This is a genomic window from Chitinophaga sp. Cy-1792 (genome assembly GCF_011752935.1).
In the GTDB taxonomy this organism is placed as follows: Bacteria; Bacteroidota; Bacteroidia; order Chitinophagales; family Chitinophagaceae; genus Chitinophaga.
Map to the genome: position 1 here is coordinate 862179 of NZ_VWWO01000002.1, position 16789 is coordinate 878967.

Here is a 16789-nt window from a genome sequence, read left to right on the forward strand (position 1 = left end):
GATTAGCATGGTAAGGAGATTATTTTTGTTGGTTGGGTTGCTGTTTGTCTTGCTGGCGCAGGGTTCGCCTTCGGCGGATTATTTTCACGCAAAGCAGCATAAGGGGCAAAGCAGCAAAGGGCCACATTTTGTTTTAGTAGATAGGAAGATTGGCATTGAATTTCTTTCCGGAAATATTTCGCCGAGGGTACAGTGGGGAATGGCGCGGCTTTCTGCTTCGTTGAAAAAAGCAGGCTACGAGGTAGTTATTGCCGGTAAGGGTTTTAAGGGAGACAGAATTGTAGTAGGTAATTGGAGTACACCTGCTGTACAGCTGGTGTTGAAAAATAGTAAACAAAGATTTGCTGCTCCGGGAAAAGAGGGCTATGTAATATCGGGCAATAATAATTTGCTGTTAATTGCAGGTGCGGATGATTCCGGGATCTTGTACGGCTGCCTCGAAATGGCCGACAGTCTTACGCAGCAAGGGCATCTGCCTTTATCGATCGGAAAAACCGATCAACCGCAGATGGTGTTGCGTGGCGCTTGTATCGGTGTGCAGAAACCTTACTATCTCCCTGGAAGAACAGTATACGAATACCCCTATACGCCTGAAACATTTCCCTGGCTCTATGATAAAAAGCTATGGGTACAATACCTCGATTCCCTGGCTGCCAACCGCATGAACGCGCTGTTTCTCTGGAACGGACATCCGTTTGCATCGCTGGTGAAACTGAAAGATTATCCCTATGCGGTAGAAGTAGATGACAGTACCTTCAGGAAGAATGAAGAAATGTACAGTTTCCTTACGAAGGAAGCAGATAAAAGAGGGATTTGGGTGATACAGATGTTTTACAACATTATTGTGTCGAAACCCTTTGCGGAACATCATCATATTAAAACCCAGGAAAGAGAGAGGCCTATCATCCCGCTGATAGCGGATTACACCCGGAAGTCAATAGCGGCTTTTGTAGAGAAATACCCGAATGTGGGATTGATGGTTTGTCTGGGGGAGGCCATGGAAGGTGTGGGTAAGGATGATATTGAATGGTTTACCAAAACGATTATCCCTGGAGTGAAAGACGGACTTTCCGCACTGGGAAAAACGGAAGAACCACCTATTGTACTGAGAGCACATGATACCAATGCACCGGAGGTAATGCAATATGCGTTGCCGTTATATAAAAATCTTTATACAGAAGCCAAATTCAATGGGGAAGCGCTGACAACACCACGTCCGCGCGGCTCCTGGGCGGAGCTGCACCAAACCCTGAGTAAGCTGGGTAGTGTACAGATTGAGAATGTGCATATACTGGCCAACCTGGAACCTTTCAGGTATGGATCGCCGGCATTTATTTATGAGTCGGTGCGCGGTATGCATGAAGTAATGGGGGGCAACGGTTTGCACCTGTATCCGCAGGCATCGTACTGGGACTGGCCCTATAGTGCCGATAGTGTACAAGGTGGGCGTCTGCTCCAGATAGAAAGGGACTGGATATGGTACCGTGCCTGGGCGCGGTATGCCTGGAATGATGAGCGGTCAAAAGCGGAAGAAGCAGTATACTGGAATCAGCTACTGGCAACGCAATATGGCTGTAGTGCAGAAGATGGCGCCAATATAGTAAAGGCTTATGATCAATCGGGAGAGATTGCGCCCAAGCTCCTGCGCCGGTTCGGCATTACCGATGGCAACCGCCAGACGCTTACGCTGGGGATGCTCATGACACAGCTCATTAATCCTTTCCGGTATGGTCTGTTTACGTTGTTGTATGATAGTGAGAGTCCGGAAGGGGAGATGATTATAGATTATGTTGATAAAGAAATGAAAGGCCTGCCGCATACCGGTGAAACACCACCGGCAGTGGCCCGTGAAGTGGTAGCACACGGAGAAGCAGCCGTAGCAGCCCTGGAGGCCGTGGCGCCACATGTTACGAAGAACAATGCTGAGTTTGCACGGCTCCTGAATGATATGAAATGTTACCGCGCGATAGCATACCATTTCAGTTACAAAGTAAAGGCTGCCATGCAACTATTGCGTTATAAGTATACGGGTAATATCGCGGATCTGGAAGCCGCATTGCCTGATCTGGCGCAGAGTGTGGCCAGCTATAAATTACTGGCAGATCTTACCGCAGGCACTTATTTATATGCCAACAGTATGCAAACTGCGCAACGGAAAATCCCGATGCGCGGTGTAGACGGCACTTTCAAACATTGGACGGAAATGCTGCCGGTTTTCGAAAAAGAATTAAACACTTTCAGGTATAAAATTGATTCGCTCAAAAGCAGCAGTGGTAAAGCTATTGCGCGGAAGCCGCTGCCGGAGCAAAAAGTAAATGCCAACACCCGCTGGGTAATACTTAAACCAGGCGCCATGCTGTATGGTGATACTGCTTTGCTGGTAAAGCAACTGGCACCTGAATTATCGGATTTGCTGGCCTTGCAGTTTAACTGGCAACAACAGCAACAGGGTGCTACTGCCGTGCAGTTTTCCTGTGTGGCGCCTGTGAAGATACTGGTAGGATTTTTCAAAACTTCCCGCGGTGCTTTTGTAACGGATACCACTTTTGCCAAACCTCCGGAACTGGAAACCAATGCTGCCGCAGATGATTATGGTCAGGCGGAGGCACGTATTACCAATGGCCTCGTCATCGATAAGCTGCCACCCGTGAATATTCATACTTACCTGTTCCAGGCAGGAACGCATACGCTGCGCCTGCCCAAAGGTGCTTGCCTGGTGCTTGGTTTCGCGGATGCCGCACAGCCTGTTCCTGTCTACGATGCGATGTTGAGTGGCGAAAATAAATCTAAAAACATTGACTGGTTATTTGAACGATAACTTAAAACAGTGCTCCATGAAGATGAGATCAGTAACAACTTTGCTACTATTGCTTTGCAGCAGTTTCGTATATGCGCAGGAGTTAAAGCTCTGGTATAATCAACCGGCGGTGAAATGGACGGAGGCATTGCCGGTAGGCAATGGCCGCATAGGGGCGATGGTGTTTGGGGGCATAGAAAAGGAACATATTCAGTTTAATGAAGAAACGCTCTGGACGGGTGGTCCGAGAAACTACAACCGGCCGGGCGCTTACCAATACCTCGATACCCTGCGACAGCTGCTGTTTCACGGTGACCAGGCTGCTGCGGAAGCCCTTGCAGAGAAAGCGTTTATGGGCCTCAAGAGTAATGAGGATGCTAAAGAAAGCTGGGTGAGCAAAATGAAGGCATCTAACAGTAATGACTACCCGGAGAATGCCTGGAAAACCATGAAGGTGCCTTCCTATGACGGCTGGGAGGCCGTGGGCTTCGATGGACTGGATGGTGCAGTATGGCTACGCAGAACATTTGAGTTGTCTGCCGCTGAAGCGGCTAAAGAGTTGGTACTCGACCTGAACCGGATTCGTGATGAAGACTTCACCTATGTAAATGGAAAGCTGGTAGGTTCCCGGAATAATACAGATCCACGTAAATACAAGGTGCCGGCCGGTGTACTGCATGCTGGCACAAATACGGTGGCTGTACTGGTGCTCAACTTCACCGATAAGGGTGGTATTACTGGTTATAAAGATACCAGTAGACATATCGGTCTGTATCTTCCTGACCAGTCTATTCCACTGGTATCTCTCCACGGGCAATGGAAATACTATATAGTAAACGATGAGCCGCCGGCAGTAGGGAAGTACCAGGCTAATTATCTTCCCTTCGGAGATATTTTCCTGACGTTTAACCATACCGGTACAGTACAAAACTATAAGCGTTCGCTGGACCTGAGCACTGCCACCGCCAATGTGACTTATAACGTTGATGGTACAACGTATGCCCGCGAATATCTCGTCAGTCAGCCTGATAAGGTGCTGGCGATGCATTTAACCGCCAGCCGAAAAGGCGCTATCAGTACGGTGGTGCGGTTAGGTAGTTCGCACAGGGCTATTATAAAAACAGATGCGAAGCAATCAATTGTCAAAATAACATTTAAAGTGCGGGAAGGTGTACTGACGGCCAGCAGCACACTATTCGTGAAAGCCACTGGCGGAAAGGTGAAGGTACTAGGCGATAGTATTGAAATTCAACAGGCAGACGCTGCCACTATATATGTAGCAGCTGCTACGAGTTATGTGAACTATAGCGATTGCAGCGGGAAGCCGGAAGTTGCCTGTCAGCAGGCTATCCGGGCGGTATCGGGGAAAACTTTTGAACAGGTGAAGGCGGCGCATATCCGGGAATACCAGCCATACTTTAATACGTTTGCCATTAATTTCGGTACTGCTGCAAACGATACGCTGCCTACCGATACAAGGATTACACGCTTTACACAAGCTGCGGATGCACCTTTCGTGGCGCTGTATATGCAGTATGCACGCTACCTGCTGATATCAGCATCGCGGCAGGGTACACAGCCTGCCAATCTGCAGGGAATCTGGAATGATCAGATGTCGCCACCATGGGGCAGTAAGTATACCACCAATATCAACCTGGAAATGAATTACTGGCCGGCGGAGTTGCTGAACCTCTCGCCCATGCAGGAGCCATTGTTTCATATGATCGACGAGCTGATGGTGACCGGGCACAATACTGCGCAGGCCTACTACAACGCACCGGGATGGGTATTGCACCACAATACGGACCTGTGGCGTGGCACCGCACCGATAAACGCTTCCAACCACGGGATATGGGTTGCGGGTGCTGCGTGGCTGTGCCAGCATCTGTGGGAACATTATCTCTTTACACAAGACACTGCATTTCTTCGCCGGCGCGCCTATCCTGCCATGAAGCAGGCGGCTGAATTTTTTAATGCCTATCTCGTAAAAGACCCTGCCACAGGATGGCTGGTGAGTGGCCCTTCGAATTCGCCGGAGCATGGCGGCCTGGTGATGGGCCCGACGATGGATCACCAGATTATCCGGAATTTATTTAAAGATGTGATTGCCGCGGGTAAAGTATTAGGTGTAGATAAAGACTTTGGAGAGATATTAACGGAGAAGTATAAACGAATTGCGCCGAATCAGATCGGTAAATACGGACAGCTGCAGGAATGGCTGACGGATAGCGATGACCCGCAGGATAAACACCGGCATGTATCGCATTTGTGGGGGCTGTATCCTGGTAATGAAATTAATATGGAAGAAACACCGGAGCTGGTAAACGCTGCAAGGCAATCGTTGCTGTTTCGCGGTGACGCCGCCACAGGCTGGAGTCTGGCCTGGAAAATAAATTTCTGGGCCCGTTTTAAAGATGCGGAACATGCCTATAAAATGATTGGCATGTTGCTGACACCTGCCAGCAGTGGCGCCGGCAGCTATCCTAACCTTTTTGATGCGCATCCTCCTTTTCAGATAGATGGCAACTTTGGCGGTGCTGCCGGCATGGCAGAAATGCTGTTGCAGAGTCATACGCGCTATATCGATATTCTGCCGGCACTGCCGGCGGAAATTCCGGACGGTACTGTTAAAGGTATTTGTGCAAGAGGAGGATTTGTGATAGATATGGAATGGAAAAAAGGGGTACTTGAAAATTTAAAGGTACGGTCGAAAGCCGGGCAACCGCTGGTACTGCGCTATAAGGGGAAGGTGATGGAACTGGCTACTACTGAAAATGGTGTATATTGTTTTAACGGCCAACTGGAAAAAATATAAAATATCCCCGACTATGAAACAATGGTGGAGTTACTTACTCTTATTGATGATCAGCAGTCCTGTATTGGCGCAGCAGCCGGATACTGCGATCTGGAAACATGCCAGATGGATTGCATACGAAAATATACACGATACGGCTATCATAGTACCACTGGTACACGGCAATGGTAAAAAAGCCTGGGGGCCAAGAAAGGATATCCTGCCACTTTTTCGTAGGGAGTTTACCGTTAGTAAACCGTTGAGACATGCAACCGCCTTTGTTTCCGGACTGGGGCAATATGAACTGACGATCAACGGTGTAAAAACCGGTGATAATTTCCTGGAGCCTGGCTGGACAGACTACCGTAAAGCATCCCTGTATGTCACCTATGATGTAACGAGGCAAATCGGGCAGGGGAATAATGCCATCGGCATGATGTTGGGAAATGGGTTCTATTATATCCCTGGTCAGCGTTACCGCAAGATGACCGGTGGGTTTGGTTTTCCTAAGATGATCCTGCGTTTGCAGCTGGAATATGCGGATGGGAGCACAGAAGATATCGTATCTGATGAAAACTGGAAAACAACGCCTTCACCAATATATTTTTCCAGTATTTATGGGGGAGAAGATTATGATGCTACGCTGGAGCAGCAAGGCTGGGATATGCCAGGCTTCGATGCGCGACAATGGAAACGCGCGTTGGTAGCTACTCCTGTGCCGCTTGTGGCGCAGGTAGGACCTTCCATTCACTGGGCGGCCAGGTGGAGTAATCCACGTAGCTGGACTTCCGGAAAAACGACGGTATATGATTTCAGACAGAATACTGCGGGCATTCCGCTGATCAGTGTTTGGGGAAACAAGGGCGATACTGTACGTATTCGTCCTGCTGAACTGATAAATCCGGATAGTACGGTATATCAGCAGGCGAGCGGATCTCCCTACTACCTCACCTATATCCTGAAAGGTAGTACGAAAGATAAGCCTGAAACATGGCATCCCCGCTTTACGTACTATGGTCAGCGTTATATGCAGGTGGAGTGTATCCCGGTAATAAGTGGTAAACTTGCTCCTGTAGTTGCGGAGATCATTAACCAGTCTGTCACCAGCGCGGGGCCTAAAATAGGATCTTTCCGCTGTTCCAATGAATTATTTAATAAGACGGATAGCCTGATAGATCATGCTATCACCAGTAATACTGTTTCGGTTTTTACAGACTGTCCGCACCGTGAAAAACTGGGCTGGCTGGAGCAGACTTACCTGATGGGGCCATCTGTAGCCTATAACTACGATGTGGCAGCCCATAACCGCAAAACGGTTTTTGATATGCAGCAGGCACAATACCAGGATGGGAAGGTTCCGGAGATAGCACCGGAGTTTACACAGTTCACTCCGCCTTTTGATGAGTCGCCGGAATGGGGTAGTGCTTCCGTAATTGTGCCCTGGAACAATTACCGCTGGTATGGTGATAAAGCCACGCTGGCAGCGTCATACGAAATGATGCAGGGGTATGTGGCTTACCTGCAGGGCCGCAGCATAAATAATATTATCTCTCATGGTTTGGGCGACTGGTTCGATATAGGGCCTGAGCGCCCTGGCGTTTCTCAGATGACGAAAATGGGTATAACGGCAACGGCTACTTATTATTACGATCTGACCATCATGGTGAAGGTGGCTACACTGCTGAAGAAAAAGCAGGATGCCGCAAAGTATGCCAGGCAGGCCGTGCAGGTAAAAGCAGCATTCAATAAAGCCTTCTTTGATCCGGTACGTTTGAAGTACGACTCTGCCAGCCAGACTGCCAATGCCATGGCCCTATATATGGACCTGGTGCCGGCAGGTAAGCGCAATGCGGTGTTGAATGCATTGATAACGGATATCCGTACACGAAATAATGCACTCACGGCGGGCGATATCGGTTACCGTTATGTATTGCAGGCCTTGCAGCAAAGTGATAAAAATGACGTGATCTTTGACATGAATTCCCGCGACGATGTGCCGGGATATGGTTTCCAGATAAAACACGGGGCCACGGCCCTGACAGAAAGCTGGCAGGCATATGAATTTGTGTCCAATAATCACTTCATGCTGGGCCACCTGATGGAATGGTTCTATGCCGGCGTGGCCGGTATTCAGCAGTCGGAGGAGTCAGCAGGCTTCCGGCATATTGTGATCAAGCCTTCTCCGGTAGGAGATCTTAAATGGGCTACGTGTAACTATGGAAGTCCGTCGGGCACAATTGTCTCTAACTGGGAAAAAACAGCTGATGCATTTAACCTCACCGTAGAAATCCCGTTTGGTGCAGATGCCATGATTTGTATTCCTGTCAAACCCGGTACTACTGTGACGAAGAACGGCGAGCGACTGAAAAAGGTTGTTGTTAAAAATGGCCGTACGCTCATTCCCGTTAGTTCCGGAAAATATGTATTCACCGTGCAGTAAAAACTATCTTACAAATGAAAATCATCTCCCTCAAATATCTTCTCTTATTAATATGCCTGTTGCAGCTGCAGTCAATACAGGCACAGCAGGATTTTAACAGCGGCTGGAAATTTTTATTGGGAGATGATAGTCTGGCCATTGGCCCGCAATACAACGATGCCTCGTGGCGGGTATTAAACCTGCCCCACGACTGGAGCATAGAAGGAAACTTTGCTGCCAGTCACCCTGCCACTACGCAGGGCGGTGCTTTACCTACAGGTATTTGCTGGTACCGTAAAACGTTTGCACTACCGGCCGCTGAAGCTGACAAAGCAGTAAGCATTGAGTTTGATGGCGTTTACCGCGACAGTGAAGTATGGATCAATGGGCATTACCTGGGCAAACGCCCGAATGGCTATATTTCTTTTGACTATGAGCTGACGCCCTATCTGAAATACGGAGCCCCGAACGTGATCGCGGTAAAGGTGGACAACAGCGGGCAGCCCAATTCCCGTTGGTATACCGGCAGTGGTATTTACAGAAATGTACGCCTGGTGGTAAAGGGCAAGGCGGGCTACCGCCGCAATGGTATTGTAGTAGATGCCCGTTATGTGTTGGACTCGCTTTCACATACCGATTTAGGATTTATTCGCGTACAATCATCTATATATAATCATACCGGAAAAAAAATTAAATATACTACAGCTGTAAAAATCAGTGATCCTGCTGGTAAAATAGTCGATTCGGTCATCTCCCCGGAAAACTACCTGGTGGATAAAGAAGAAATAATACGAACCACTGATTTTGCAGGTGCTGTACTAAAGCCATGGTCGCCGGATGCGCCGAACTACTATAAAGTGCTGACCATATTTAGTCAGGACCAGATGCAACCGGATACGGTAGTAACGATAACGGGTATACGCTCTTTCAGATTTGATCCTCAGCATGGCTTTTTCCTGAACAGCAAGCCATTGAAAATAAAAGGTGTTTGTCTGCACCACGACCTCGGCGCATTGGGTGCTGCGGTAAACGTCCGCGCCATGGAGCGGCAGCTGGAAATACTCAAGGCGATGGGCTGCAATGCGATCCGCACGGCCCATAACCCGCCGGCGCCGGAGTTCCTGGACCTCTGCGATAAAATGGGCTTCCTCGTGATGGAGGAAGCATTTGATATGTGGGAGAAGAAAAAGAACAAATACGATTACCACAAGGATTTTGCTGCCTGGCATAAGCGCGATGTAGAAGCAATGGTGCTGCGCGACAGAAACCACCCATCCGTATTTATGTGGAGCATCGGCAATGAGATCCGCGAACAGTTCGATAGTAGCGGTATTGCGCTGGGTAAGGAACTGGTGGATATCATCAAGGCGATCGATACCACCAGGCCGGTTACGGGTGCGCTGAGTGAATGGAATCCGCTGAAAAATTTTATCTATCAATCACATGCGCTGGATGTGGTAGGATTAAATTATCACCAGGAGGTTTATGAAGATTTTCATAAATATTATCCGGGAGAGATATTTTTAGGTACAGAGAATATGTCGGCCTTCGCTACCCGCGGGTATTATGACCAGCGTTCAGACAGTACTTATTTCTGGCCGGCAAAATCACCGCAGAAGATTGTGGAGAAGGGGAATCCTGATTATACCGTATCGGCATATGACCAGGTGTCGGCATACTGGGGCAGTACCCACGAGGCTACGTGGAAGATCATCAGGAAGCATGACTATCTTTCGGGATTGTTTGTATGGAGCGGATTTGATTTTCTGGGAGAGCCTATACCGTACCCATGGCCTGCGCGTAGTTCCTATTACGGTATCATAGACCTGGCGGGCTTTCCGAAAGATGTGTATTATATGTACCAGTCGGAATGGACAACGAAGCCGGTACTACATGTATTCCCGCACTGGAACTGGCAACCTGGCCAGGTGGTGGATGTGTGGGTATATTATAATAATGCAGATGAAGTGGAGCTCTTCCTGAATGGTAAATCGCTGGGTATTCAGTCTAAGGGGCCGGAAGATTTACACCTGGTCTGGAAAGTACCTTTTGTGGCGGGAACGCTGAAAGCGGTATCGCGCAAAAATGGCAAACAGGTATTGGTACAGGAAATAAAAACCGCCGGAGCGCCTGCTGCCATTGCCTTGCAGGCAGATCGTCCGGTTATTGAGGCCGACGGCAAAGATCTTTCCTATGTAACCCTTCAGATAACGGACGCCAAAGGAAACCCCGTACCGTACGCTGATAATCAGGTACATTTCACCATAGAAGGACCTGGCATTATTGCCGGAACCGATAATGGGTACCAGGCAGATACCATTTCTCTGAAAAGTCCATCACGGCAATGCTGGAAGGGGATGGCACTGGCGATCGTTCAGTCTGACGGAAAAAAAGGTACTATCCGTCTGCGGGCAACCGGCGCAGGTCTTAAACCGGCAGTAATTACTATCCGTCCGGAGTAGTAAAAAATTTACGCAATCGTTCCCGGAGATATTTTATACTGGAAATAGTAAAATGTTCCATCTTTATAGTGAAACCACACATTGACTAAGGTAGTAGTTGCCGCTATCTTTAATCCAGTGAAAAAAAGACAGCATCCACACTGTTTTTTTGTTGACAGAAAAACTGATGCAACATGAAAAAGGTATTCCGTGTTATGAATGGTGCCACCATTAATACGCCCCTGCGTTCTCTATCCGCTGCAGGTATGCGTAAGATAAATGTTACAACGACAATTATTTCATCTACCTTTAGTTGCGCACTTTTGCTTTTTTCGCTGCATGGTCATGCGCAGGCAGACCCCGCGTATGAAAAAATGCTGACTGAAAGAACCAGCAAGATCGTACAGCCTTTAGGTATTACAGACAGCTCAAGGTATCATACCGTGATGAACACAATCGTCCATCAATATGAAGCGCTGAATGACATCCATGAACAATACAAAAGTGCCGTTACTGCCATCAAAGGGGGAGGCGCCACCGGCGCTGCCAGAGACACTGCGATAAAACAGCAGGAAGGAATAAGAAATGCTGCCCTGCGCAAACAGCACCAGCAGTTTATAGGGAATCTGACTTCGGAACTGACTGTGCAGCAGGTAGAGCAGGTAAAAGATGGTATGACCTACCGCGTACTGCCGGTTACCTACGGCGCTTACCAGGACATGCTGCCTGGCCTTACTGCTGTACAAAAGGAACAGATCTATGCATGGCTGCTGGAAGCCCGGGAGCTGGCCATGGATGAAGGTACTTCAGACGATAAGCATAAAGTATTCGGGAAGTATAAAGGAAGGATCAATAATTACCTGGCTGCTGCCGGCTACGACCTGAAAAAAGAAACCGATGCCTGGCAACAGCGCCTGAAAGATAAAAAGAACACCAGGTAAAATAATCCATCATCCACGTTTGTCCTGACCTCATTGGTTTTCCACGATATAGATGAAATGATGAACTGCATGCGGACTAAATCCATCTGGGATGATAATGATTAAAAGGAGTCAGCCATTAACAGCACATTATCGGACATGAATAGCAAAGATTCCACGTCTTTGAAAAATGACCAGCGATTATAGCAGTAGTAACAGTATTCGCTGAGATGAAAACCATCGTAACTACAGGTAGAATTCCATTTATGAAATAATACTGCATGTCGTGTATACCGGCAGCAGCAAGGACTTTCGATTGTCTATTGATTCAACCAAACTCAACTCTTTGCTATTTTATTTTAAACAAACGCTAATGAATTGCATACGTTACTTTAAACCGTTGCTGTTACTGTTTTTATTAGCAGGCACACTTCATGTTGTGGCACAGGAACGCACGATTACCGGCGTCATTAAAGACCAGAAAACAGGTGAGCTGGTTATTGGCGCCACCGTCAGGGTGAAAAATAATACGATTGCCACCACCACCAATGCTGAAGGTAAATTTACCCTGAAAGTACCTTCCGGCGAATCCATGATCATGATCACGCACCTGGGCTACAGCTTCTATGAAGCCAGGGCGGCGTCTTTGCCGGCAGTTATTATGTTGTCTACCTCCGAAAAAAGTGTAGGCGAAGTAGTGGTGGTTGGTTATGGTTCTAAACGAAAAGCCGATCTCCTTGGCGCCATTGCCAATATCAAAGGCTCTGAAGTAGAAGACCTGCCAGTGGCCAACCTGGGCAGTGCCCTGATCAACAGGGTGCCGGGTGTAAGTGTCAGCTATTCTTCCGGTAAACCCGGTTCTACTACCAACATCAATATCCGCAACTCTATTAATTTCCCCGGATCTACTGCTACCACTACCCAGCCATTGTACGTTATCGACGGTATCATCGTCAATCCAACTACCTATAGTCAGTCGCCGAATCCGGATTTCTTTGAAAACCTGGATGCGAGCCAGATAGAAGATATTACATTCCTGAAAGATGCCTCTGCGGCCATTTATGGTGCTGCCGGTGCAAAAGGTGTGGTGCTGATCACCACTAAAAAAGGCAAGCTGGGCAAACCTAAAATTACCTATAACGGTTATCTCGGTAGTTCTACAGAAGCGGTGAAAACAAAAACGTTGTCGCCATACGAACACGGCAAATTGCTGAATGATGGCTGGGCCATGAACAATACCGCCTATACCAGCCGCTTCTCTGATGCAGACCTGGAAAAGTTAAAAGCGATGCCTAACCGCTCCTGGTACGATTACTTCTGGAATCCAGGAAATGTAATGCGCCATACGCTGAATGTTTCCGGTGGTTCTGACCGTGTAACGTTTTTTGCCGGTGGTAGTTATTATAAAGAAGATGGTAACTATGGTAATATCAATGTAAAGAAATACAGTATACGTGGTGCGATGGATGCGAAAATCATTGATGGATTAACAGCAAACATCAGTTTCTCTTCCGACTTCAATACAGAGTCCAGGGGTACCGCTAAAGGCGCCAATGCGGAAACTGATGACCAAACCATCCGCGCCCTGTACCTGACACCCAAATGGGTGCCGGTAACCGTACAGGGACTCCCGGTGGCTTTTAACGGCCCTAATCCTCCGGGCAACTGGAGCCTGCTGGCACTGCTGAACTCTGGCAACTACACCCGCACCAAATCCCAGGGCCTTAGTACCAATGCTTCCCTGGAATACAAGCCTAACTGGGTGAAAGGCCTTACCGCCAAAGTGCAGCTGGGATTGCTGAATCGTAATAACATGGACAAGCAGTACTATCCTTCCTACCAGGTGGCCAATGTTGTGAAGCCGGGATTTAGTAACAATGGCCTGTTGTATTCAGATTCCATCGATGCTAAAACCCCATGGGTGACTATAGCCAATAATGATCAGATGTCGGAAGGTACTACTGTGTCCAGCAGCTATCAGCTGATTGGAACGCTGAACTATGCACGTACGATCGGGCAGCATGATTTCGGTGTGCTCGTAGCCATGGACCAGAGCGAGGCACAGGCGCGCAATATTTTTCTTACCAAAACCAAACAGCTGGTAATGGGCGTAGACGAATTCTGGGCTTTCTCCGATGACCCTACCACCATTGCCTCTCTGCAGTCTGTTATCCGAAACCCGCAGGCAACACAGTTTGCGAAGCGTTCCTTTATCAGCCGCGTGAATTATTCCTTTGCAAATAAATACCTGGTAGAGTTCATTGGCCGAATGGATGCATCCTCCAACTTCGCGCCGGATAAGCGCTGGGGCTTCTTCCCGACGGTGGGTTTAGGCTGGAGGGTGAGTGAAGAAGAATTTTTTAAAGAGCGTTTTCCGTTTATCGATAACTTCAAACTGCGCGCCATGGTGGGTATTGTGGGAGAGGACCGCGTAGCCAATAAAACATATGTAAACAGGTTTACCCAGACAACCGGTATGTTGTTTGGAAATGCCAGTACCAACGGGCTCGACCCGAGTGTATACCCTAATCCGGAAGCTACCTGGGAAAAGGCCCGCACGATGAATGTGGGCTTCGATCTGAATCTCCTTAAAAACAAATTATATGTAACTGCGGATATCTATCACCGTTATACCTATGATGCTTTCAATCAGCTGGATGTAAGCGTGGTGCCGATGTCTACCGGATTGATTACCGCCGTTAAAAACTATGGTAAGGCGATTGCCTACGGTGGTGAATTTGCCATTGGTTACCGCGATAATATCAACCGTAACTGGGGCTTCTCTGCTGATATTAACTTTGCCATCACCAACAGTATGATACTGCAGCAGTATTATAGTCCTGCCGACCTTGGCATGTACGGCAAAAACTCGCTGGATAATCCTATCGGCCGTAATCCGAAGATCTACAACAGCAATAACTATGGTTATATCGCTACCGGCATAATCCGTACAGATGCTGAGCTGGCGGCTATTCTGGCGAAGAATCCGAATTACACCATTGGTGGCCAGAAGCCACAGGTTGGTTTTATGAATTATGCAGATGTTAATGGAGATGGTAAGATAGATGATTATGATGTGACCTTAATGTACAACAATGGTACTTCACCGGTGGTAGGCTTTGGTATTACGCTGGGTGTAAACTATAAACAGTTTAAGCTGCAAACAAACCTTAACCTCTCCGTAGGTGGTAAGGTGTTCTACGACTCAGAGGCGAGGAAAGCCCCCACCACCACACAGAACGGGCCTTCCTTCTGGAAAGACAGCTGGACGCCGGACAATCCCAATGCAAAATATCCGCGGGTAGATGCACCACTGATCAAAGAGAATTCCACCTTCTGGGCAGTGAACGGAACACAGTGCCGTATCAACAATGCCGTGTTGTCTTATAGTCTGCCTAAGGAACTGGTTAACAGGTATAAAATTCCTGATCTGCGTGTAATGCTCACCGGTACCAACTTATGGAGCCTGATCAATCCTTACAAATATAAAGATCCATACACCAGCAACTTTGCATCCTATCCAACGCTGCGTACTATTTCCATCGGTATAGGTGCCACTTTGTAAACAGATCTTTCTTACGTTAACAACCACGATTATGAAATTATTGAATTATATATCAAGATCATTAGCCATTGCAGGAGTCGGCACCGCCTTACTGCTGGCGTCTTGCAATAAAAATTTCTTTGAGATACCGGACCCTAATGGTATTGACGACTCCAAGATGTGGGAGAGTGAAGGGGCGGTGGGCTTATTCCTGAACAGGACCTATGCACTGGTGATCCCGCAATGGCCTACTATCGGGGGAATACACAATACCTCCGATGAAACCAATAACATCAATTCTGATTTTCTGTATGGTCGTCTGACAGAAAATTCTGTAACAGATATCGGATCATCTACCGGTATTACTACCAACAGGTATTCTGATATACGCAGATGTAATACAGGTATTGAAGGATTGAACAGCAGCACAGGCATATCAAAAGATTCCCGTAATATATTGAAGGCGCAATTCTTTTTCCTGCGTGCCTATACCTATTTCAAACTGGTACGGCTATACGGTGGTGTGCCGCTGGTATTACATGCACAGGGGCAGGCAGATGATGATTTGCAGGTGCCACGTGCCAAAACAAGTGAATGCATCGCGCAGATCGCCGCGGATTGTGATTCTGCCGCAGCATTTCTCCCCGCCACCTGGACGGGCAACGACATAGGACGTGCTACCAGGGCGGCGGCGCTGGCAGTAAAGGCAAAGGCATTGCTGTATTGGGCCAGTCCGCAGTTTAATATCGGCAAAGATGCTGCACGCTGGCAGGCTGCTTATGAGGCCAGCAAAGCGGCTTACAATGCAGGTATCGCTGACGGCTATACGTTGCTGGCTAATTATGGTAATCTTTTTATCACAGAAGATAATAAAGAGATATTAATAGTAAGAAAATATACTACCTCCAAAGACCTCGGCACCAACAACGAGCAGGTGACGCGCCCCAGCTCTGAAAGTAATGGTGGTGGCGGTTCTAACCAGCCTACCTGGAACCTCGTACAGGCATATACGATGAGCAATGGTTTGCCGGTTACTGATGCCAGATCAGGGTACAATGCTACCTTATACTGGCAGAACCGCGATCCGCGCTTCAGTGCCACCATTTCCTATAACGGGGATGTATGGCCGCTGAGCCAGAAGGCAGGCCGCATTCAGTATACCTATAAAGGGGTGCTGGAAGAAACAGGGTCTTCTATCGTTACCGGATTTTATTGCAAACGTATCTGTAACCCCAGCATCAGCGCTACGGCGGCGGCCTACAACTCCAACAGCGGTGGCGGCAGTGGTATGGACTGGATTGAAATGCGCTTTGCAGAAGTGATCCTCAACCTGGCGGAATGTGCCAATGAAATTGGCAATTTAGGAGAGGCGAAAGATATGGTGCGTATGATCCGCAAACGTGCAGGGATTGTGCAGGGGAGTTATGATTATGGACTGGATGTGGCTACAGACGTGGCTTCCATGCGCTCGTTGCTGCTGAATGAAAGACAGGTGGAATTTGCATTTGAAGGTATGCGCTACTACGATCTGCGAAGGACCCGCAACCTGGGCCTCATCACACCGCGTATGTCGATGATTCCTTCGCCTGTATCGCCGTATGTAGGCGGTACCGGAACGGATGCCACAAAAATATACCTGGATAAGGTATATCCTTCCGGTATCAAGCCGCGTGATACCCTCAACCTGAACAATACCGATACCTACAAAAGGGTGCTGGCGGTGAACCCGGCTTCCCTGGAAGGTACCAACGCGATTAGTCTGCCGGATAAATACTACGTATACCCGTTGCCGACAACTTTCACCAGAACGCCTATCATCCAGCAAACCAATGGCTGGCTGGGCGGCACATTCGACCCTTATCAATAAACGATAA

The 16789-nt window shown here is 48.1% G+C and carries 7 protein-coding genes; all 7 read left to right on the top strand.

What is annotated here, in order from left to right; translation table 11 throughout:
* The first annotated feature begins 7 nt into the window (after positions 1 to 7).
* The 7 genes from F3J22_RS17765 (at position 8) to F3J22_RS17795 (ending at position 16782) form a co-directional block, all read left to right on the top strand.
* Positions 8 to 2818, top strand: a complete 2811-nt coding sequence (locus tag F3J22_RS17765; RefSeq protein WP_167019288.1) for a hypothetical protein — start codon at positions 8 to 10, stop codon at positions 2816 to 2818.
* A 16-nt stretch (positions 2819 to 2834) separates the two neighbouring features.
* On the top strand, positions 2835 to 5612 hold the full coding sequence (locus F3J22_RS17770; protein ID WP_167019289.1) for a glycoside hydrolase N-terminal domain-containing protein: 2778 nt from the start codon (positions 2835 to 2837) through the stop codon (positions 5610 to 5612).
* A 13-nt stretch (positions 5613 to 5625) separates the two neighbouring features.
* Positions 5626 to 8031, top strand: a complete 2406-nt coding sequence (locus F3J22_RS17775) for a family 78 glycoside hydrolase catalytic domain (protein WP_167019290.1) — start codon at positions 5626 to 5628, stop codon at positions 8029 to 8031.
* A 14-nt stretch (positions 8032 to 8045) separates the two neighbouring features.
* Positions 8046 to 10472 (top strand): glycoside hydrolase family 2 TIM barrel-domain containing protein, encoded by a 2427-nt coding sequence (locus F3J22_RS17780; RefSeq protein WP_167019291.1) that lies wholly within the window; start codon positions 8046 to 8048, stop codon positions 10470 to 10472.
* 173 nt (positions 10473 to 10645) lie between these two features.
* On the top strand, positions 10646 to 11392 hold the full coding sequence (locus F3J22_RS17785; RefSeq protein ID WP_167019292.1) for a DUF3826 domain-containing protein: 747 nt from the start codon (positions 10646 to 10648) through the stop codon (positions 11390 to 11392).
* A 352-nt stretch (positions 11393 to 11744) separates the two neighbouring features.
* Positions 11745 to 14936: a SusC/RagA family TonB-linked outer membrane protein gene (locus F3J22_RS17790; protein ID WP_167019293.1), complete on the top strand. Its 3192-nt coding sequence runs from the start codon at positions 11745 to 11747 to the stop codon at positions 14934 to 14936.
* A gap of 31 nt (positions 14937 to 14967) precedes the next feature.
* Positions 14968 to 16782 (top strand): RagB/SusD family nutrient uptake outer membrane protein, encoded by a 1815-nt coding sequence (locus F3J22_RS17795; RefSeq protein ID WP_167019294.1) that lies wholly within the window; start codon positions 14968 to 14970, stop codon positions 16780 to 16782.
* Positions 16783 to 16789 lie beyond the last annotated feature (7 nt).